Annotated in this window: 21 protein-coding genes and 1 tRNA gene; 7 read left to right on the top strand and 15 right to left on the bottom strand. The window is 69.5% G+C overall.

Features of this window, described 5'->3' with window-relative positions:
* Together ACIY1X_RS04790 and ACIY1X_RS04785 are read left to right on the top strand one after the other, a co-directional pair.
* The coding region (locus tag ACIY1X_RS04790) for an OmpA family protein (protein ID WP_399678412.1) at nucleotides 1-669 on the top strand (669 nt) is incomplete at its 5' end.
* Nucleotides 670-818: 149 nt separating this feature from the next.
* Entirely contained in the window at nucleotides 819-1,580 is a 762-nt protein-coding gene (locus ACIY1X_RS04785; protein WP_399678409.1) for a hypothetical protein, read from the top strand.
* A gap of 85 nt (nucleotides 1,581-1,665) precedes the next feature.
* On the opposite strand, the gene ACIY1X_RS04780 is transcribed toward ACIY1X_RS04785, so the two are convergent.
* Nucleotides 1,666-2,073 (bottom strand): hypothetical protein, encoded by a 408-nt coding sequence (locus ACIY1X_RS04780; protein WP_399678407.1) that lies wholly within the window; start codon nucleotides 2,071-2,073, stop codon nucleotides 1,666-1,668.
* 56 nt (nucleotides 2,074-2,129) lie between these two features.
* Nucleotides 2,130-3,572, bottom strand: a complete 1,443-nt coding sequence (locus ACIY1X_RS04775) for a dual specificity protein phosphatase family protein (protein ID WP_399678405.1) — start codon at nucleotides 3,570-3,572, stop codon at nucleotides 2,130-2,132.
* Nucleotides 3,573-3,785: 213 nt separating this feature from the next.
* On the opposite strand from ACIY1X_RS04775, the gene ACIY1X_RS04770 reads away from it, so the two are divergent.
* Both ACIY1X_RS04770 and ACIY1X_RS04765 read left to right on the top strand, forming a co-directional pair.
* Nucleotides 3,786-4,805 (top strand): thiamine pyrophosphate-dependent dehydrogenase E1 component subunit alpha, encoded by a 1,020-nt coding sequence (locus ACIY1X_RS04770; protein WP_038201926.1) that lies wholly within the window; start codon nucleotides 3,786-3,788, stop codon nucleotides 4,803-4,805.
* Nucleotides 4,802-5,767, top strand: a complete 966-nt coding sequence (locus ACIY1X_RS04765; RefSeq protein ID WP_399678420.1) for an alpha-ketoacid dehydrogenase subunit beta — start codon at nucleotides 4,802-4,804, stop codon at nucleotides 5,765-5,767. The genes ACIY1X_RS04770 and ACIY1X_RS04765 overlap by 4 nt, the downstream gene beginning before the upstream one ends.
* Here the strand turns inward: ACIY1X_RS04765 and ACIY1X_RS04760 are convergent.
* Nucleotides 5,689-6,798, bottom strand: a complete 1,110-nt coding sequence (locus tag ACIY1X_RS04760; protein WP_399678403.1) for a cupin domain-containing protein — start codon at nucleotides 6,796-6,798, stop codon at nucleotides 5,689-5,691. The two genes, ACIY1X_RS04765 and ACIY1X_RS04760, sit on opposite strands and share 79 nt — an antisense overlap.
* Before the next feature lie 139 nt (nucleotides 6,799-6,937).
* Between ACIY1X_RS04760 and ACIY1X_RS04755 the strand changes: the two genes are divergently transcribed.
* From ACIY1X_RS04755 to ACIY1X_RS04745, 3 genes are read left to right on the top strand one after another with little or no spacing between them, the layout of a single operon-like run.
* Nucleotides 6,938-8,095 (top strand): FAD-dependent monooxygenase, encoded by a 1,158-nt coding sequence (locus ACIY1X_RS04755; protein WP_038201931.1) that lies wholly within the window; start codon nucleotides 6,938-6,940, stop codon nucleotides 8,093-8,095.
* 53 nt (nucleotides 8,096-8,148) lie between these two features.
* Nucleotides 8,149-8,535 (top strand): hypothetical protein, encoded by a 387-nt coding sequence (locus ACIY1X_RS04750; RefSeq protein ID WP_399678400.1) that lies wholly within the window; start codon nucleotides 8,149-8,151, stop codon nucleotides 8,533-8,535.
* Nucleotides 8,535-9,548 carry a Bug family tripartite tricarboxylate transporter substrate binding protein gene (locus tag ACIY1X_RS04745; RefSeq protein WP_399678419.1) on the top strand — a complete coding sequence of 338 codons (1,014 nt, stop codon included), beginning with the start codon at nucleotides 8,535-8,537 and terminating at the stop codon, nucleotides 9,546-9,548. The genes ACIY1X_RS04750 and ACIY1X_RS04745 overlap by 1 nt, the downstream gene beginning before the upstream one ends.
* Nucleotides 9,549-9,623: 75 nt before the next feature.
* Here ACIY1X_RS04745 and ACIY1X_RS04740 read toward each other — a convergent pair whose 3' ends face one another.
* The 12 genes from ACIY1X_RS04740 to rplO form a co-directional block, all read right to left on the bottom strand.
* Nucleotides 9,624-9,950, bottom strand: a complete 327-nt coding sequence (locus ACIY1X_RS04740; protein WP_038201936.1) for a DUF1840 domain-containing protein — start codon at nucleotides 9,948-9,950, stop codon at nucleotides 9,624-9,626.
* Nucleotides 9,951-9,967: 17 nt separating this feature from the next.
* Nucleotides 9,968-11,230, bottom strand: coding sequence for a class I SAM-dependent methyltransferase (locus tag ACIY1X_RS04735; RefSeq protein WP_399678397.1), 1,263 nt, complete (start codon nucleotides 11,228-11,230; stop codon nucleotides 9,968-9,970).
* A 140-nt stretch (nucleotides 11,231-11,370) separates the two neighbouring features.
* Nucleotides 11,371-11,447, bottom strand: a tRNA-Met gene (locus tag ACIY1X_RS04730).
* 19 nt (nucleotides 11,448-11,466) lie between these two features.
* On the bottom strand, nucleotides 11,467-11,868 hold the full coding sequence (gene rplQ, locus ACIY1X_RS04725) for a 50S ribosomal protein L17 (RefSeq protein WP_399678394.1): 402 nt from the start codon (nucleotides 11,866-11,868) through the stop codon (nucleotides 11,467-11,469).
* 93 nt (nucleotides 11,869-11,961) lie between these two features.
* The gene (locus tag ACIY1X_RS04720; protein ID WP_038201944.1) at nucleotides 11,962-12,954 is read right to left on the bottom strand and encodes a DNA-directed RNA polymerase subunit alpha; all 993 of its coding nucleotides are present in this window, start codon (nucleotides 12,952-12,954) and stop codon (nucleotides 11,962-11,964) included.
* 127 nt (nucleotides 12,955-13,081) lie between these two features.
* Complete coding sequence (gene rpsD, locus ACIY1X_RS04715) at nucleotides 13,082-13,705, bottom strand: 30S ribosomal protein S4 (protein WP_038201947.1); 624 nt, start codon at nucleotides 13,703-13,705, stop codon at nucleotides 13,082-13,084.
* A 137-nt stretch (nucleotides 13,706-13,842) separates the two neighbouring features.
* A complete protein-coding gene (rpsK, locus tag ACIY1X_RS04710) occupies nucleotides 13,843-14,247 on the bottom strand; it encodes a 30S ribosomal protein S11 (protein WP_038201952.1) in 405 nt (134 codons plus the stop codon).
* A gap of 10 nt (nucleotides 14,248-14,257) precedes the next feature.
* On the bottom strand, nucleotides 14,258-14,623 hold the full coding sequence (gene rpsM / locus ACIY1X_RS04705; RefSeq protein ID WP_038201955.1) for a 30S ribosomal protein S13: 366 nt from the start codon (nucleotides 14,621-14,623) through the stop codon (nucleotides 14,258-14,260).
* 23 nt (nucleotides 14,624-14,646) lie between these two features.
* A complete protein-coding gene (gene rpmJ / locus ACIY1X_RS04700; RefSeq protein WP_038201958.1) occupies nucleotides 14,647-14,760 on the bottom strand; it encodes a 50S ribosomal protein L36 in 114 nt (37 codons plus the stop codon).
* A gap of 34 nt (nucleotides 14,761-14,794) precedes the next feature.
* Complete coding sequence (infA, locus tag ACIY1X_RS04695) at nucleotides 14,795-15,013, bottom strand: translation initiation factor IF-1 (protein WP_038201961.1); 219 nt, start codon at nucleotides 15,011-15,013, stop codon at nucleotides 14,795-14,797.
* Nucleotides 15,014-15,026: 13 nt separating this feature from the next.
* Nucleotides 15,027-16,343, bottom strand: coding sequence for a preprotein translocase subunit SecY (gene secY, locus ACIY1X_RS04690; RefSeq protein WP_157007782.1), 1,317 nt, complete (start codon nucleotides 16,341-16,343; stop codon nucleotides 15,027-15,029).
* Between the two features lie 41 nt (nucleotides 16,344-16,384).
* Entirely contained in the window at nucleotides 16,385-16,801 is a 417-nt protein-coding gene (rplO, locus tag ACIY1X_RS04685; protein ID WP_399678389.1) for a 50S ribosomal protein L15, read from the bottom strand.
* Between the last annotated feature and the right edge of the window lies 1 nt (nucleotide 16,802).

The raw sequence follows: 16,802 nt of genomic DNA, 5'->3' as shown, positions 1-16,802 counted from the left end.
AACGTGCGCAAGATGGCGCCCGGCATGGGCAAGGACCAGGTGCGCGAGCTGCTGGGCTGGCCGCATTTCAGCGAAGGGCTGTGGGGTGTGCGCGAATGGAACTACCTGTTCCACCTGCGCACGGGCAAGACGCCCAGCGACTACGTGACCTGCCAGTACATGGTGCGCTACGACGACGCGGAACTGGCCACCGGCGCGTGGTGGAAGACCGACGAGTGCGCCGCCCTGGCCAACCCGCCGGCGGTGGCGCCCATCCCGGCGGTGCCGACGCTGATGCCGCCGCAGAAGGTGAGCCTGTCCGCCGACGGCCTGTTCCGCTTCGACGGCGCAGGTGCCGACGATCTGCTGCCGGATGGCCGTGAGCGGATCGTGCAACTGGCGGCGGACATCCGCGCCAACTTCAAGGTACTGCACTACATCACCGTCACCGGCCACACGGACCGGCTGGGCACGGACACCTACAACCAGGCGCTGTCGCAGGCACGCGCGAACACGGTGCGCGACCTGCTGGTGCAGGCCGGCATCGACCGCGCCAAGGTGCGCGCCGTCGGCATGGGCAAGCGCCAGCCGGTGGTGAGCGACTGCGCCGGCACGGTCGCCACGCCGGCGCTGGTGAAGTGCCTGCAGCCCAACCGCCGGGTCGAAGTCGAGGTGCAGGGCGGCAACTGAGCCGCCGCCGGACTCGGCGCGCGGATTCGACGGCTGATGCCGCGCCGCTCCTCCGCGCCGGAATCGAACGGCTGCGGACGCCGCGGCCGATGTCGCTGACATCGGGACGGACGAAATAGAAGAAAGATCAGGATGCTCAGGGAGAAGACATGCTCAGGGTGGCGTTGCTGACGGCACATCCGGCACTGTGGTCCGGCGTGTCGGCCATCGTCCATGAACGGCGGGGCTGGATCATCGATCTGCGCCTGCTCCGGCGCGCCTCGCCGAAGACCTGGTCCAAGGTGAAGTGCGATGCGGTGGTGCTCGATGCCCGCATGGGCGAGGGCGAGGCGGTGTGGCATCCGCTGCGCGCGCGCTGGAATGTTCCGACCATCGCGCTGATCGAGCATGGGCAGGCGTCGCTGCTGCCCACCTTCCTCGGCCAATCGCCGCGCCACGAGCTGGCGATGCTGTCGGGCGGCCTGCCCGCGGTGCTGCAGAACGTGCGCAGCTTCCTCGCGCGCCAGGAGGTCTCGGCGAAGTGGGTTCCGCGGTGGGGCAGCTACCGCTTCGACCCGGAAGCGAACAGCGTGGACGTCGCCGAGCTGGGCACGCTGCGGCTGTCGCCGCACAAGTTCCGCTTCGTACTGAGCCTGTTCCTGCACCGCGACGTGGAGATCGCCTGGGCCGACCTGCATCGGCTGGCGTGGCACACCGAGGGCGGGATGCGCGCCGCCGCGGTCGCCGCGCACGCGGCCTGGGCGCTGGAGGTGCTCGAGCTCGACGGCCGGCACGGCTACGTGCTGCAGGCCACGGGTACCCACTACCAGCTCCGCGCGGTGGCCGCGGCGGCGCGGCCTGCGCCCGAACCGCCCGGCGAACGCGACACCGGCCGGCGCGACTTCGCCGACAGCACGCCCGGCGGACTCTAGGCGGCGGCGCCGCGCGGCGCCGGCAAGGCCCCTCGGCCTCGGGCCTTTCGGCAGACCGGGGCCGCCCGAAGCTCGGCTCGGATCGTCAACCTGCCGCGGCTTCCAGGTCCGGCATGGCGATGCGTGCCTTCGTCAGGGCCATGCCCAGGTTCGCCGTGCGGCGGCAGACGAAAACGGCCACGTATTCAGGGTTCCGCTTGCCGCGCAGGAAGACGTGGATCAGGTTGTCGCTGTTGACCACGATCTCTTGAAAGTAGTGGTGCCCGTCGTCGCTCAGGCCGCGTGCACGCTTGAACATCTTCTCGATCATCGACACGTTCGGCCCGTTGAAGATGTCCGCCGTCGCCGCGGCCACCAGGTCGATCACCTCGCGCGGATGGGAGTCCACCGTCTTGATCGCCAGCAGCATGCCGGAGGACACGTCGACGTAACCGGCGGCAACGCATTCGGGGATGGTGGTGGCCGCTTTGTTCAGTGCGGTATCGAGGCTCATGGGGGGTCCTTTCCTGGTTCTTGGGTTGCAATATCCGATCGGGGGTGCGCCGGGCCTCAGGCGATGCGGCGGAGGATTTCGTGTTCGTAGCGGTGGAGGAACGCCTCCTGCTCCTCGCTCTGGACGAACCTGGGTTCGATGCGGCGGACCCGCTTGAGGGCTTCCTCGGCCGTGAGGCCTTCGCGAATCAGCCAGCAGGCCAGCACCGTGCCGGTGCGGCCGATGCCGGCCAGGCAATGGGCGGCCAGCACCTCTCCGCGCGCCATCAGGCGTTCCATGTGCACCAGCAGCATGGCGATCTGCGCCACCGTCGGAGGTTCGCGGTCTCGAATAGGGAGATGCAGGTTGGTGAGCCCGTTGCGGCGCAACGCATCCTGGGGCAGATCGTCCTCGGTCAACGTGATCAGGCATGTGATGCCGACCCGGCTCAGGGCCTGGAGGTCGTAGTCGATGTCGTTGACCACCCCGGGCTTGGGCGTGCCCGCCAACCTACCCGGCACGACCCAAGTGAATCCTCGCGGTCCGAGGGATTCCGGCGCTGCCTTGAGCGCCAGTTGCGCGATCGTCGGCAGCGGCGGCGGCGGTTCAACGTCCTCGGCCAGGCTCTCGGCGTCGGCATCCGGCGCGGGCAGCGCGCAACTGCCGGTGGCGAGCATCTGGCGGCCGGCCATGGACACCGGTTCGGTGAAGAAGCGTTCCACCGTCGCCGCCTCCTGGATGCGCCCGCCCGCCAGCAGCAGCATCTCCTCGGCTACCCGCTGCACATGCCGCAGGTTGTGCAGCACGACCAGGACGCAGCGCTGGGTGGCAATGCGCCGCAGCAGGTCGAGCAGCACGAACGCGTCGTAGTCCGCCAGGCCGAACGTCGGCTCGTCCACCATCAGCAGTGCGTCGTCGCATGCGGCGTCGCGCAGGATGGCGAGCGCGCGCTGGAGCATCGGCGGCAGGTCGATGCACTGCGCGCGCAGATACGGGCGCAATTCCGGAAATTCCATCGCGTCGAGCAGCGCCAGCGCCCACCCTTCCAGGTCCGAGGGCGGCTGCGGGCCGCGGCTGCGCGCGCCGTCGGCCAGTGCATCCAGTGCGCGCGCCTGCATCAGCCGCGCGTGCTGCTGGACGAGCGCAGGACGATTGCCGTCGCCGACCACCTCGCCACGGTAGGCCGCGTGGCCCCAACGCCGGAAGCGGGGGTTGCCGTCGTTCAGGCCGGCCAGCGAGCGCAGCAGCGTGGACTTGCCCGTGCCCGTCGGGCCGATCAGCGCCGTCACGCCGCGCATGGGCAGCCACAGGTTCACTTCGGCCAGGATCACCCGCTCGCCGAAGGCCACGCCGAAGCCCTCCACCTCCAAGACCTGGGCCGCGGGTCCGAAGGGCTTGGCGATCGAACTGTCGGCCGAAAGGGAAGGAGAAGAAGCGTCCGGCCACATCCGGCTCGCGCCGCCTCCCTGCTCGCCGACAGCGGTGCGCTTGGCCCCCGAGTCGGAAAATACCGGTGACATTCGATACATTGAGAAACAAATGTCAGCAAAACGGACTGCTCCGTCAAGTAAGCCGGAAGTCAACAGGCGGCATTGATCTGGCCATTCGGTGCCGGCGCCCGAAAGAGCCTCACGGCACTGGAGCGAAGGCGTCGGGTCGACGCGGCCACGCGCGTCGCCCTCCGCTGTTACGATTTTGCTCAGCGCGCGCCGCACGGGTGCGCTGGAGACAAGATGCATTCCCCCCTTCCCCCCGCGGCAGCGCTGGCGCTGTACCGCACCATGGTGCGCATCCGCGCCTTCGAGAACGCGGCCGAGGTGGCCAGCCAGGGTGGCGTCAGCGCCTACGGGCAGCAGGCCGCCGGCGCCGCCAAGGTGCGCGGCCCGCTGCACCTGTCGACCGGGCAGGAAGCCGTGCCCGCCGGCGTGTGCGCGCACCTGGCGGCGGCCGACTACCTCACCTCCACCCACCGCGGCCACGGCCACACGCTGGCCAAGGGCGCCGACATGGGCCGCATGATGGCCGAGCTGTTCGGCAAGGCGACCGGCTTCAACGGCGGCAAGGGCGGCTCGATGCACATCGCCGACTTCTCGGTGGGCATGCTGGGCGCCAACGGCGTGGTGGCGGCGGGGCTGCCGATCGCGGTGGGCGCCGCGCATGCGCAGAAACTCCAGCAGCGCGAAGCGATCACGGCCTGCTTCTTCGGCGACGGCGCGATCAACCGCGGGCCTTTCCTCGAATCGCTGAACTGGGCGAAGGTGTACGGGCTGCCGGTGCTGTTCGTGTGCGAGGACAACCGCTGGAGCGCCACCACCGCCAGCGGCCCGATGACGGCCGGCGAAGGCGCCTCGGCGCGCGCGGTGGCGCTGGGCATCCCGGCCACGCCGGTGGACGGCAACGACGTGTTCGCGGTGCACGAGGCCGCGGCGCGGCTGGTGGCCGAGGTGCGCGACGGCCAGGGGCCGCGCCTGCTGCACGCGGTGACGTACCGCGTGAAGGGCCACGTCTCGGTGGACCCGGCCGCGTACCGCGACCCGGCCGAGCTGGCCGCCGCGCTGGAGACGGACCCGATCGCCCGCGCCCGCGAGCGCCTGCTGGCCGGCGGCATCGACGCCGCGGCGCTGGACGCCGTCGAGAACGAGGCGCAGGACGAGGTGCAGGCCGCGCTGGCCTCGGCCGACGCCGCGCCCTGGCCCGCCCCCGAGGCCGCCTACACCGACGTGCAGACCACGGGAGCCGGCCAATGGCGATGAACGACGCGCAAGAACGCAGCTACGCCGAGGCCGCCGCGCTCGCGCTGGCGCACGAGATGCAGGCCGACGAGCGGGTCGTGGTGCTGGGCGAGGACGTGGGCCGCGGCGGCATCTTCGGCCAGTACAAGGGGTTGCAGGAGCGCTTCGGCAGCAGCCGGGTGATCGACACGCCGATCAGCGAGGCCGCCATCATGGGCGCCGGCGTGGGCATGGCGCTGGCCGGCCTGAAGCCGGTGGTCGAGATGCGCGTGGTGGATTTCGCGCTGTGCGGCATGGACGAGCTGGTGAACCAGGCCGCCAAGAACCGCTACATGTTCGGCGGCCAGGGCCGCGTGCCGCTGGTGGCGCGCATGCCGGGCGGCATCTGGGACGCCTCGGCCGCGCAGCATTCGCAGAGCCTGGAGGCGTGGTTCGCGCATCTGCCGGGCGTGGCGGTGGTGTGCCCGGCGACGCCGCAGGACAACTTCTCGCTGCTGCGCGCCGCGCTGGCATGCGGCGATCCGGTGGTCTACATCGAGCACAAGACGCTGTGGGGCATGCGCGGCGCGGTCGATGAATCGCTGGCCGTGCCGCTGGGCCGCGCCGCGCGCGTGCGCCGCGGCGATGCGCTCACGCTGGTGAGCTGGAGCCGGCAGTTGCGCGTGTGCCAGGAGGCCTGCGAGCAGCTCGCGGCCGAGGGCATCGGCGTCGACCTGATCGACCTGCGCACGCTCTGGCCCTGGGACCGCGAGACGGTGCTCGAATCGTGCGCCCGCACCGGCCGGCTGCTGGTGGTGCACGAGGCGATCCAGGCGGCGGGCTTCGGCGCCGAGATCGCCGCGACGGCGGCCGAGGCCACCGGCTGCCGCGTGGCACGCCTGGGCGCGCCGCGCATCCCGGTGGGCTACGCGCCGGTGCTGGAGGCCGAATCGCGCATTGACGCGGCGGCGGTGGCGGCGGCCGCGCGGCGGCTGGTGGGCTGAGCGCCCGCTTCTTCTTCCGCGTCCGCCCCGCCGAAATCCATCAGCGCCTGCCGGCGCGCGCGCTCGCGCCGCAGCCAGGCGGTGGGCGGCAGCCCGGCCCAGCGGCGGAAGGCGCGCGAGAACACTTTCTCCGACTCGTAGCCCGCCGCCTCGGCGATGCGCGCCAGCGGCTGACGGCCGGCCTCGATCTGCTCGGCCGCCAGCGCCATGCGGTGCGCCGTCAGGTAGCCGATGGGCGTGGCGCCGACCACCGCGCGGAAGCGCTCGGCGAAGCGCGAGCGCGACATGGCGGCCTCGCGCGCCAGGGTCTCCAGGCGCCAGTCGCGCTGCGGCGCGCGGTGCAGCGCGGCCAGCGCGCGGCCGATGGCCGGGTCGCCCAGGCCGCGCAGCCAGCCCTCGCCGTGCGCCGGGGTGCGGGCCAGGTGCTCGCGCAGCAGGTTGACCGCCAGCAGCTCGCCCATGCGTGCCGCCGAGACGCGCCAGCCGGGCCGGCGCGCGAGGCTGTCCTCGGTCAGCGCCTCCATCGCCGCAGCCAGGCGCGGCAGCCAGGGCACCTCGGCCGCGCGCAGGTGGATCAGCGGCGGCAGCTGTTGCAGCACGGCGTGGCGGCTCCAGGCCGAGAACCACAGCAGCACGGAGTCCACCTGCGTCGCCTCGCCCGCGCCGCCGTGGCGGAAGACCAGCGGGTTCTCGTCGCGCGGGCCCTCCGCATGGCGCGCGATCAGCTCGGCGAAGGGCGTGGCCGGCAGGCCAGGCGCCGACGCGAGCTGATGGGCGCTGCCCAGCGGCAGCATGAGCAGGTCGCCGGCCTGCACCTGCACCGGGGCGGCGCCGTCCAGCAGCAGCCACCACGGTGCGCCGCGCGCGAGGCGCAGCATCACGCCGGGCAGCCCGTCGGAGCGCAGCGCCCAGGGCGCGTGCAGCGAGAAGCGCGCCGTCACCGCGCGCTCGACGCGGCAGGCGGCCAGCACCTCGCTCAGCGCGTCCATGCAGCCCAGGGCGGGACGAATCGTGCCTTCTTGCGGACGCACGGCGGTTGAGGCGGCACGGCCGCCTGCGAAGAATCAAGGCATCGCTTCGGCGCACGCGGGATGGACGGCATGCCGTCGATCTTGGCACAGCGCGGCGCCGCCCCGTTCCCCCTTTTTTCACAGCACTGGAGACTTCCCCATGACGAACCCCCTGAAGATCGGCATCGCCGGCGGCGGCATCGGCGGCCTGGCCGCCGCCTGCGCGCTGCAGCGCCAGGGCCACGACGTGACCGTGTTCGAGCAGAGCCGCGAATACCTGCGCGTCGGCGCCGACATCAACCTCACGCCCAACGCCGTGCGTGCGCTGGACGGCCTGGGCGCCGGCATCGCCGCGGCGGCGCGCGCCTCGGCGGCGCGGCCCACGCACCGCATCAGCCGCACCTGGGACACCGGCGAGGAGACCTCGCGCCTGCCGATGAGCGACGCGGCCGAGCGCCAGTACGGCGCGCCGCAGCTCACCATCCACCGCGCCGACCTGCTGGCCGCGCTGGCCGAGGCCTTCCCGCGCGAGCGCGTGCGCTTCGCCAGCCGCTGCGAACGCATCGAGGAGACGGAGGACGGCGTGGCTGTGCGCTTCGCCGATGGCGGCGAGGCGCGCGGGCTGGACGTGCTGGTGGGCGCCGACGGCATCCATTCCGCCGTGCGCGCGGCGATGTTCGGCGCCGACGCGCCGCGCTTCACCGGCGTGGTGGCCTTCCGCGCCGTGGTGCCGACCGAGCGGGTGAAGGACGTGCCGGACATCGGCGCCTTCACCAAGTGGTGGGGCCCCGCGCCGGAAAGCCAGATCGTCACCTTCCCGCTCAACCAGGGGCGCGACACCTTCGTCTTCGCCACCACGGCGCAGGACGCCTGGCACGAGGAGTCGTGGACCACCGAGGGCAGCGTGGAGGAGCTGCGCGGCTTCTACGCGGACTTCCATCCGCATGCGCGCGCCCTGCTCGACGCCTGCGACAGCGTGCTCAAGACCGCGCTGTACGAGCGCGACCCGCTGCCGCGCTGGAGCCAGGGCCGCCTGACGCTGCTGGGCGACGCCTGCCACCCGATGATGCCCTTCATGGCGCAGGGCGCCGGCATGGCGATCGAGGACGCGGTGGTGCTGGCCCGCGCGCTGGAGGGCGTCGCAGCGGACGCCGTGCCCCACGCGCTGCGCCGCTACGAGCAGGCCCGCCTGGAGCGCACGGCGCGCATCCAGGTCGGCTCGCGCGGCAACAACTGGCTGCGCGCGGGCGGCAATGCGGACTGGGTCTACGGCTACGACGCCTGGCAGGTGCCGCTGGCCGAGCCGGCCGCGGCCTGAAGGACGGGTTTCCACCCTCGGACGCGCAGGCGCCGGCCGCTACAAACGGGCGCATGCCGCTGCGCCTGCGCGTCGTCGACTCGATCACCGAACTGCATGCGGGCGACGCCGGCTGCGTGGCGGTGAGCGGCTCGCACGGCGGGATCAGCTCGGCACGCTATGCGCTGGCGGCGCGGCCGCTGCTGTCGGTGTTCAACGACGCCGGCGTCGGCCGCGACGCAGCCGGCATCGCGGCGCTGGGCTTCCTGCAGGCGCACGCGCTGGCGGCCTGCACGGTGGCGCACGGCAGCGCGCGCATCGGCGAGGCCCGCAGCACGCTGGACGACGGCGTGCTCAGCCACGTCAACGCCGGCGCCGCGGCGCTGGGCCTGGCGCCCGGCCAGACGCTGCGCCAGGCGCTGGCGGCCCTTCCAACCCCCTTCGAGGAGATCCCTGCATGATGCGTCGTCATTGCCAACCGAACCGCCGCGCCGCGCTGGCCCTGGCGGCCACCGCTGCTCTCGCCCTGGCCGCACCGGGCGCCTGGGCCGACACCTGGCCCAGCAAACCGGTGAAGATCGTCGTGCCCTTCGCGCCCGGCGGCACCACCGACATCCTGGCGCGCGCCGTGGCGCCGGAGCTGAGCAAGGCCTTCGGCCAGCAGTTCATCGTCGACAACCGGGCCGGCGCCGGCGGCAACATCGGCGCCGAGATCGTCGCCAAGTCGCCGAACGACGGCTACACCTTCCTGATGGGCACGGTGGGCACGCACGGCATCAACCGCGCGCTCTACAAGAACCTGCCCTACGACCCGATCAAGGACTTCGTGCCCGTCACCCTGGTGGCCGCCGTGCCCAACGTGCTGGAGATGAACGCCGAGAAGGCCAGGCAGTACGGCATCCGCAACGTGCCGGACCTGATCAAGTACCTGAAGGCCAACCCCAACAAGCTGAACATGGCCTCCAGCGGCAGCGGCACCTCGATCCATCTGGCCGGCGAGCTGTTCAAGAGCATGACGGGCACGCAGATGACGCACGTGCCCTACAAGGGCTCCGGCCCGGCGCTGCTGGACATGGTGGCGGGCAACGCCGACGTGATGTTCGACAACCTGCCCTCGTCGATGCAGCAGATCAAGGGCGGCAAGCTCACCGCGCTGGCGGTCACCAGCAGCCAGCGCTCGTCGGCGCTGCCCGACGTGCCGACGGTGGAAGAAGCCGGCGGCCCCGCGCTCAAGGGCTACGAGGCCAGTTCCTGGTTCGGCCTGCTGGCGCCGGCCGGCACCTCGCCCGACGTCGTCAACCGCGTGCAGCAGGCGGTGGCCAAGGCGCTGGGCACGCCCGAGGTGAAGGAGAAGATGCAGGCCCAGGGCGCGATCCCCAGCGGCAACACGCCGGCGCAGTTCACCAAGCACATCGCCGACGAGCACGTGAAGTGGGCCAAGGTGGTGAAGGACTCGGGCGCGACGGTGGACTGAGCAGGCCGGCGCCGCAAAGACAAAGGCCGCGTCCGATGGGCGCGGCCTTTGTTTTTTCTGGACCGGGGAAGCGGGTTACGCGCCCCAGACGATGTCCTTTTTCTCCGCGAGCGATTCCTTCAGCATGTTCAGCAGCGGCGTGGCGCGCTGGTGCAGGCCGACGTGCTGCGCTTCGGACTCGGCGTCGTGGTCTTCCACGGCGTTGGGGTCGCGGTTGTGCTTGCCGTCGCGCGCCTCGCGCGCCACCGCGGCCTCCAGCGAGGCGATGGCGCCCGGCATCTGGTCCACGACGATGACGCCGGCCGGCGCCGCCGCCTTGCCGATGATGTCCAGCAACTGGCGCGCGTTGGCCTCCAGCATCACGACGTCGGCACTGGCCTGGGACTTGAAGCGGTAGAGCATGGCGGAATCCCCTTTCTTCACTCGTACATGTAGTTGCGTGTGAAAGGGTATACCGATTGCGCGCCGCGCAACACGTGGGATGCCACCTGCCCGTCGCGTCGGGCAGACAGCATCTGGTGCAACGCGATCCAGCCCTGCTCGAAGCTCATGGCGCAGCCGGCCAGGTAGAGGCGGTAGGCGCGCAGGATGCGCCCGCCGCGCTCCGGGCCGGCCGTGCGCTCCAGCACGGCGCGCGCCTCGTCCAGCCGCGCCTCCAGCGCATCGGACCAGGCCCACAGCGTGCGGGCGTAGTGGGGGCGCAGGTTCTCCGTGTCCACCATCTCCAGCCCGGCCTCGGCCGTCTCGCTCAGGATGTGCGTGACGTGCAGCAGCTCCCCGCCCGGGAAGATGTACTTCTCGATGAACTCGCCCATGCCGGCGCCGAGCTGCTTGTAGTCCAGCTGGCCGGCCGTGATGCCGTGCTGCAGCGTGAGGCCGCCGGGCGCGAGCAGGTCGTGCACGTCGCGCAGGTACAGGCCCATGTTGGCGCGACCGACGTGCTCCAGCATGCCGATGGAGGCGATCTTGTCGAAAGGCCGATCGGTCTTGAGCTCGCGATAGTCCATCAGCCGCACGCGCACGCGCTCGCCCAGCCCGCGCTCGGCGATCAGCCGCTCCACGTGGGCGTGCTGGTTCTTCGACAGGGTGATGCCGGTGGCGTCCACGCCGTAGTGCTCGGCCGCCCACAGCAGCAGCGCGCCCCAGCCGCAGCCGATGTCGAGGAAGCGCTCGCCCGGCTGCAGCATCAGCTTGCGGCAGATGTGGTCGAGCTTGGCTTCCTGGGCGCCGGCGATGTCCAGATCCGGCGTGCGGTAGTAGGCGCAGGAGTACACGCGCCGCGGGTCCAGCCAGAGCGCGTAGAAGTCGTCCGAGACGTCGTAGTGGAACTGGATCTGCTCGGCGTCTTTGCCCTGCGTGTGCGAGCCGCGCGACTTGGCGTTGCGCAGCAGGCGGGTCCACCAGCCGCTGTTGCTCTCGGCGGGGCTGGACGGCATCAGCGCCGCCGCGGTGGCCATCAGGTCGCGCATGCTGCCCTCGATGCCCACCCGGCCCTCGACGTAGTCCTCTCCCACGCTGCCGACCTGGCTGGCCGCCAGCTTGGCCAGGGCGCCCCAGGTCGAGAAGCTCAGGACGAGCCTCGCGTCGCCGGCGCCGATGCGCTGGCCGTCAGGCAGTTGGAGGGAAACGGGAACGGGAAGGGGCGCCAGAATGGCTTCGATCTTGCTGACCAGGCTCTGCATGTCGACGGATTGTGCAAAACACGGAAGACAGGAAGCGCCGATGGTGGCACAACACGCCGCAGTTTGCAGACACCGCCGTTTGCCTGGGGCGGACGCGGCCGGCCAAAGAAAAAGGCCCTCGAACGAGGGCCTTTTGAAAGTGGTTGCGCGGGCAAGATTTGAACTTGCGACCTTTGGGTTATGAGCCCAACGAGCTACCAGGCTGCTCCACCGCGCGGCAAGAAAGAAATTATAGCTTATTCGGCTGCGCCTTGCTCGCCTTCGGCCGCTTCCGTCGGCTCGGGGCGGTCCACCAGCTCGACCAGGGCCATGGGGGCGTTGTCGCCCACGCGGAAGCCCATCTTCAGGATGCGCGTGTAGCCGCCCGGACGGGCCTGGTAGCGCGGGCCGAGCTCGTTGAACAGCTTGACGACGCTGTCGCGGTCGCGCAGGCGGTCGAAGGCCAGGCGCTTGTTGGCGACCGTCGGCTTCTTGGCCAGGGTGATCAGCGGCTCGACGACGCGGCGCAGTTCCTTGGCCTTCGGCACGGTGGTCTTGATGGCCTCGTGCTCGATGAGCGAGTTGGTCATGTTGCGCAGCATCGCGAGGCGGTGCGAGCTGGTGCGGTTGAGTTTGCGCAGGCCGAGTCCGTGACGCATGGTGATATTCCTTTCGTTATTTAAGAGCAGGCCGTATCAGGTACCCGCAATACACACAGGAGGGCAAGGTTTGCCGCGAGCGGCGAACCTGGTTTACCTCTTGTCCAGGCCGGCCGGCGGCCAGCTTTCGAGCTTCATGCCCAGCGTGAGGCCACGCGAGGCCAGCACTTCCTTGATCTCGTTGAGCGACTTGCGGCCCAGGTTCGGGGTCTTGAGCAGTTCGTTCTCGGTGCGCTGGATCAGGTCGCCGATGTAGTAGATGTTCTCGGCCTTCAGGCAGTTGGCCGAGCGCACCGTCAGCTCCAGTTCGTCCACGGGGCGCAGCAGGATCGGGTCGAACTGCTGGGCGCTGCGCTGCTGGGGCTGCTCGAACATGCCGTCGATGGCGCCGCCTTCCAGCTGCGCGAACACGGCCAGCTGCTCGACCAGGATCTTGGCCGAGGCGCGCACGGCGTCTTCGGCGCTGATCGCACCGTTGGTCTCGATCTCCACCAGCAGCTTGTCCAGGTCGGTTCGCTGCTCGACGCGGGCGCTCTCGACGGTGTAGCTCACGCGCTTGACCGGCGAGAACGAGGCGTCCAGCACGATCCGGCCGATCGACTTGGTCGGCTCGTCGGCGTAGCGGCGCATCGTGCCGGGCACGTAGCCGCGGCCCTTCTCGACCTTGATCTGCATGTCCAGCTTGCCGCCTTGCGACAGGTTGGCGATCACGTGGTCGGGGTTGATGATCTCGACGTCGTGCGGCGTCTGGATGTCGGAGGCCTTGACCGGGCCTTCGCCGTCCTTGCGCAGCGACAGGGTCACCTCGTCGCGGTTGTGCAGCTTGAACACCACGCCCTTGAGGTTGAGCAGGATGTTGACGACGTCTTCCTGGACGCCGTCGATCGACGAGTACTCGTGCAGCACGCCGGCGATCGTCACTTCAGTGGCTGCGTAACCCACCATCGAAGAGAGCAGCACGCGGCGCAGCGCGTTGCCGAGCGTGTGGCCGTAGCCGCGCTCGAAGGGCTCGAGCGTGACCTTCGCCTTGTTGGCGGCCAGTTGCTCGACCTGGATGGTCTTGGGTTTCAGCAGGGTCGTTTGCATGCGGACTTCCTCTCAATACCCCCGGCTCGTTACACCGGTAAGGCTGGTGAAGTGCCCTTACCGGATGCCTCCGATAAGGGAACAAAAACATTCAAGGACGAGGCTGCGCAGCAGCCTCGTTATCGTCTTACCTCGAATACAGTTCCACGATCAGCGATTCGTTGATGTCGGCGCCGAATTCGTCGCGGTCCGGCACCTTCTTGAACGTGCCTTCCGCCTTGTCGGCGTTGACTTCCACCCAGCCGGGCATGCCGACCTGCTGCGCCAGTTGCAGCGCCTCGATCACGCGGGCCTGCTTCTTCGACTGCTCGCGCACGGCAACCACATCGCCCGGCTTCACCAGGTACGAGGGAATGTTCACCGGCTGGCCGTTGACCGTGATGGCCTTGTGCGACACGAGCTGGCGCGCCTCGGCGCGGGTCGAGCCGAAGCCCATGCGGTAGACGACGTTGTCCAGGCGCGATTCCAGCAGGAACAGCAGGTTGGCGCCGGTGTTGCCGCGGCGGCGGTCGGCTTCCTCGAAGTAGCGGCGAAACTGCTTTTCCAGCACGCCGTACATGCGCTTGACCTTCTGCTTCTCGCGCAGCTGCAGGCCGAAGTCGGAGGTGCGCTGACCCGAGGTGCGGCCGTGCTGGCCGGGCTTGGAGTCGAACTTGGCCTTGTCCGCGATCGAGCGGCGGGCGCTCTTGAGGAACAGGTCGGTGCCTTCACGGCGGGAGAGCTTGGCCTTGGGGCCGAGGTAGCGTGCCACGGTATTTTCCTTTGAGTCTTCTGCCGCAGTCGCCTGCGGGAGCCATCAGTCGCGTCGGTCGATGGCGGTGGGCTTGGGGTGGTGAAAAAGCAAAACGCGCAGACCGCCTCGCGGCGGGCTGCGCCTGGCGCCAGCGCTCAGATGCGGCGGCGCTTCTGGGGGCGGCAGCCGTTGTGCGGCACCGGCGTCACGTCGGAGATCGAGGTGATGCGGATGCCCAGCGCGGCCAGCGCGCGCACCGACGATTCGCGACCCGGGCCGGGGCCCTTGATCTCGACGTCCAGGTTCTTGATGCCCTGCTCGACCGCGGCGCGGCCGGCCACTTCGGAGGCCACCTGGGCCGCGAAGGGGGTCGACTTGCGCGAGCCCTTGAAGCCCTGGCCGCCCGACGAGGCCCAGGACAGCGCGTTGCCTTGGCGGTCGGTGATCGTGATGATGGTGTTGTTGAACGACGCGTGCACGTGCGCGATGCCGTCCGCAACGTTCTTGCGGACCTTCTTGCGCACGCGCTGGGCGGCGTTGTTGGCGGGAGACTTTGCCATGCTCTATTCCTTACTTCTTCAGGGCCTGGGCAGCCTTGCGCGGACCCTTGCGGGTGCGGGCATTGGTGCGCGTGCGCTGGCCGCGCATGGGCAGGCCGCGGCGATGGCGGAAGCCCCGGTAGCAGCCGATGTCCATCAGCCGCTTGATGTTCATCGTCGTCTCGCGGCGCAGGTCGCCCTCGATCGTGAACTGGGCGATCTGGTCGCGGATCTTCTCGAGGTCCGCGTCGGTCAGGTCCTTGACCTTCTTCGCGTAGTCGATGCCGCAGGCTTCGCAGATCTTGCGAGCGCGCGTGCGACCGATGCCAAAGATCGCCGTCAGGCCGATTTCGGCGTGCTTGTGCGGCGGGATGTTGATGCCAGCGATACGTGCCATGTGCGTCCTCTAGAACTCTCGAATCAACCCTGGCGCTGCTTGTGGCGCGGGTCGGTGCAGATCACGCGCACGACGCCCTTGCGGCGGATGATCTTGCAATTGCGGCAGATGGTCTTGACCGAAGCCGAAACTCTCATTTCATTTCTCCTGAAACTCTCTCGTGGGCGCGATTCACTTCGCCCGAAACACAATGCGCGCCCGGCTCAAGTCGTAGGGCGTCAGTTCCACCGTCACCTTGTCTCCGGGAAGGATGCGGATGTAGTGCATACGCATCTTTCCCGAAATGTGGCCGAGGACGATGTGACCGTTTTCCAGCTTGACCCGGAAAGTTGCATTGGGAAGGTTCTCGAGGACCTCCCCCTGCATCTGGATCGCATCGTCCTTGGACATGTCGTCACCGTCATCAGCCGCCCAGCGAGGTCTTGAAGTTCGCTTTCTTGAGCAGCGATTCGTACTGCTGCGACATCAGGTAGTTCTGCACCTGGGCCATGAAGTCCATGGTGACGACCACGATGATCAGCAGCGAGGTGCCGCCGAAATAGAACGGCACGTTGTATCTGAGGATCAGGAACTCCGGCAGCAGGCACACGAAGGTGATGTAGATGGCACCGGCCAGCGTGAGGCGTCCCAGGATCTTGTCGATGTAGCGGGCCGTCTGGTCGCCGGGACGGATCCCGGGGATGAAGGCGCCGCTCTTCTTCAGGTTGTCGGCGGTCTCGCGGCTGTTGAACACGAGCGCCGTGTAGAAGAAGCAGAAGAACACGATGGCGCCGGCATACAGCGCCGTGTAGACCGGCTGCCCCGGCGCCAGCATCGCGGCGATGTCCTTGAGCCATCGCATGCTGTCGCCCGAGCTGAACCAGCCCACGATGGTGGCCGGCAGCAGGATGATCGACGACGCGAAGATCGGCGGAATCACCCCGGCCATGTTCAGCTTGAGCGGCAGGTGCGAGGCCTGGCCGCCGTAGATCTTGTTGCCCACCTGACGGCGCGCATAGTTCACCAGGATCTTGCGCTGGCCGCGCTCGACGAACACCACGAACCAGGTCACCAGCGCCACCAGGACGACGATGAACAGCGCCACGATCACGCTCATCGCACCCGTGCGCACCAGCTCCAGCAGGCCGCCGATCGCGCTCGGCAGGCCGGCGGCGATGCCGGCGAAGATGAGGATCGAGATGCCGTTGCCCAGGCCGCGCTCGGTGATCTGCTCGCCCAGCCACATCAGGAACATGGAACCGGCCGTCAGGCTCACCATCGCCGTGATGCGGAAGCCGAAGCCCGGCGCGATCACCAGGCCGGGCGACGACTCGAGCGCCACCGCGATGCTCATCGACTGGAACAGCGCCAGGCCCAGCGTGCCGTAGCGCGTGTACTGGGTGATCTTGCGCCGGCCGGCCTCGCCTTCCTTCTTGAGCTGCTCGAACTGCGGCATCACGTAGGTCATCAGCTGCATGATGATCGACGCCGAGATGTACGGCATGATCCCCAGCGCGAACACCGTGAAGCGCGACAGCGCGCCGCCCGAGAACATGTTGAACAGGCTCAGGATGCCGCCCTGCTGCCCCTGGAAGAGCTGCGCCAGCTGGTCCGGATTGATGCCCGGCACCGGGATGTGCGCCCCGATGCGGTAGACCACGAGCGCCAGCAGCAAGAAGACGAGCCGGCGACGCAGGTCGCCGAACTTGCCGGTCTTGGCGAGCCCCTGCTGCCTGGTCATCGCGTTGGTTGCCACGTTCGGTCTGCTTTCCGCCCTGGGCGTCAGGCCACGCTGCCGCCGGCCGCCTCGATGGCAGCCTTGGCGCCGGCGGTCGCGCCGATGCCCGTCAGCTTGACGGCCTTCGTCAGTTCACCCGACTTGATGACCTTCACCACCTTGGCGAGCTGGCCGACCAGGCCGGCCTGCTTGAGGGCCAGCACGTCGACCTCGGCCGCACCCAGCTTGTCGAGCTGGGCCAGCGTGACCTCGGCGTTGAACTTCAGCGAAGCCGACTTGAAGCCGCGCTTGGGCAGGCGGCGCTGCAGCGGCATCTGGCCGCCTTCGAAGCCGACCTTGTGGAAGCCGCCGGCGCGGGACTTCTGGCCCTTGTGGCCGCGACCCGCGGTCTTGCCCAGGCCGGAGCCGATGCCGCGGCCGACGCGGCGCTTGGCATGCTTGGCGCCCGCTGCGGGCTGGATG

This window comes from Xenophilus sp. (assembly GCF_044462705.1).
In the GTDB taxonomy this organism is placed as follows: domain Bacteria; phylum Pseudomonadota; class Gammaproteobacteria; order Burkholderiales; family Burkholderiaceae_C; genus Xenophilus; species Xenophilus azovorans.
Note: the sequence above shows the minus strand (reverse complement) of the source record. Positions and strands in the feature narration are given on the sequence as shown.

What these genes read in the sequence shown, in the direction of transcription:
- ACIY1X_RS04785 (WP_399678409.1), top strand. Translation starts at nt 819, where the DNA reads ATGCTCAGGGTGGCGTTGCTGACGGCACATCCGGCACTGTGGTCCGGC.
- ACIY1X_RS04780 (WP_399678407.1), bottom strand. Translation starts at nt 2,073, where the DNA reads ATGAGCCTCGATACCGCACTGAACAAAGCGGCCACCACCATCCCCGAA.
- ACIY1X_RS04775 (WP_399678405.1), bottom strand. Translation starts at nt 3,572, where the DNA reads ATGTCACCGGTATTTTCCGACTCGGGGGCCAAGCGCACCGCTGTCGGC.
- ACIY1X_RS04770 (WP_038201926.1), top strand. Translation starts at nt 3,786, where the DNA reads ATGCATTCCCCCCTTCCCCCCGCGGCAGCGCTGGCGCTGTACCGCACC.
- ACIY1X_RS04765 (WP_399678420.1), top strand. Translation starts at nt 4,802, where the DNA reads ATGAACGACGCGCAAGAACGCAGCTACGCCGAGGCCGCCGCGCTCGCG.
- ACIY1X_RS04755 (WP_038201931.1), top strand. Translation starts at nt 6,938, where the DNA reads ATGACGAACCCCCTGAAGATCGGCATCGCCGGCGGCGGCATCGGCGGC.
- ACIY1X_RS04750 (WP_399678400.1), top strand. Translation starts at nt 8,149, where the DNA reads ATGCCGCTGCGCCTGCGCGTCGTCGACTCGATCACCGAACTGCATGCG.
- ACIY1X_RS04745 (WP_399678419.1), top strand. Translation starts at nt 8,535, where the DNA reads ATGCGTCGTCATTGCCAACCGAACCGCCGCGCCGCGCTGGCCCTGGCG.
- ACIY1X_RS04740 (WP_038201936.1), bottom strand. Translation starts at nt 9,950, where the DNA reads ATGCTCTACCGCTTCAAGTCCCAGGCCAGTGCCGACGTCGTGATGCTG.
- ACIY1X_RS04735 (WP_399678397.1), bottom strand. Translation starts at nt 11,230, where the DNA reads ATGCAGAGCCTGGTCAGCAAGATCGAAGCCATTCTGGCGCCCCTTCCC.
- rplQ (WP_399678394.1), bottom strand. Translation starts at nt 11,868, where the DNA reads ATGCGTCACGGACTCGGCCTGCGCAAACTCAACCGCACCAGCTCGCAC.
- ACIY1X_RS04720 (WP_038201944.1), bottom strand. Translation starts at nt 12,954, where the DNA reads ATGCAAACGACCCTGCTGAAACCCAAGACCATCCAGGTCGAGCAACTG.
- rpsK (WP_038201952.1), bottom strand. Translation starts at nt 14,247, where the DNA reads ATGGCAAAGTCTCCCGCCAACAACGCCGCCCAGCGCGTGCGCAAGAAG.
- rpsM (WP_038201955.1), bottom strand. Translation starts at nt 14,623, where the DNA reads ATGGCACGTATCGCTGGCATCAACATCCCGCCGCACAAGCACGCCGAA.
- rpmJ (WP_038201958.1), bottom strand. Translation starts at nt 14,760, where the DNA reads ATGAGAGTTTCGGCTTCGGTCAAGACCATCTGCCGCAATTGCAAGATC.
- infA (WP_038201961.1), bottom strand. Translation starts at nt 15,013, where the DNA reads ATGTCCAAGGACGATGCGATCCAGATGCAGGGGGAGGTCCTCGAGAAC.
- secY (WP_157007782.1), bottom strand. Translation starts at nt 16,343, where the DNA reads ATGACCAGGCAGCAGGGGCTCGCCAAGACCGGCAAGTTCGGCGACCTG.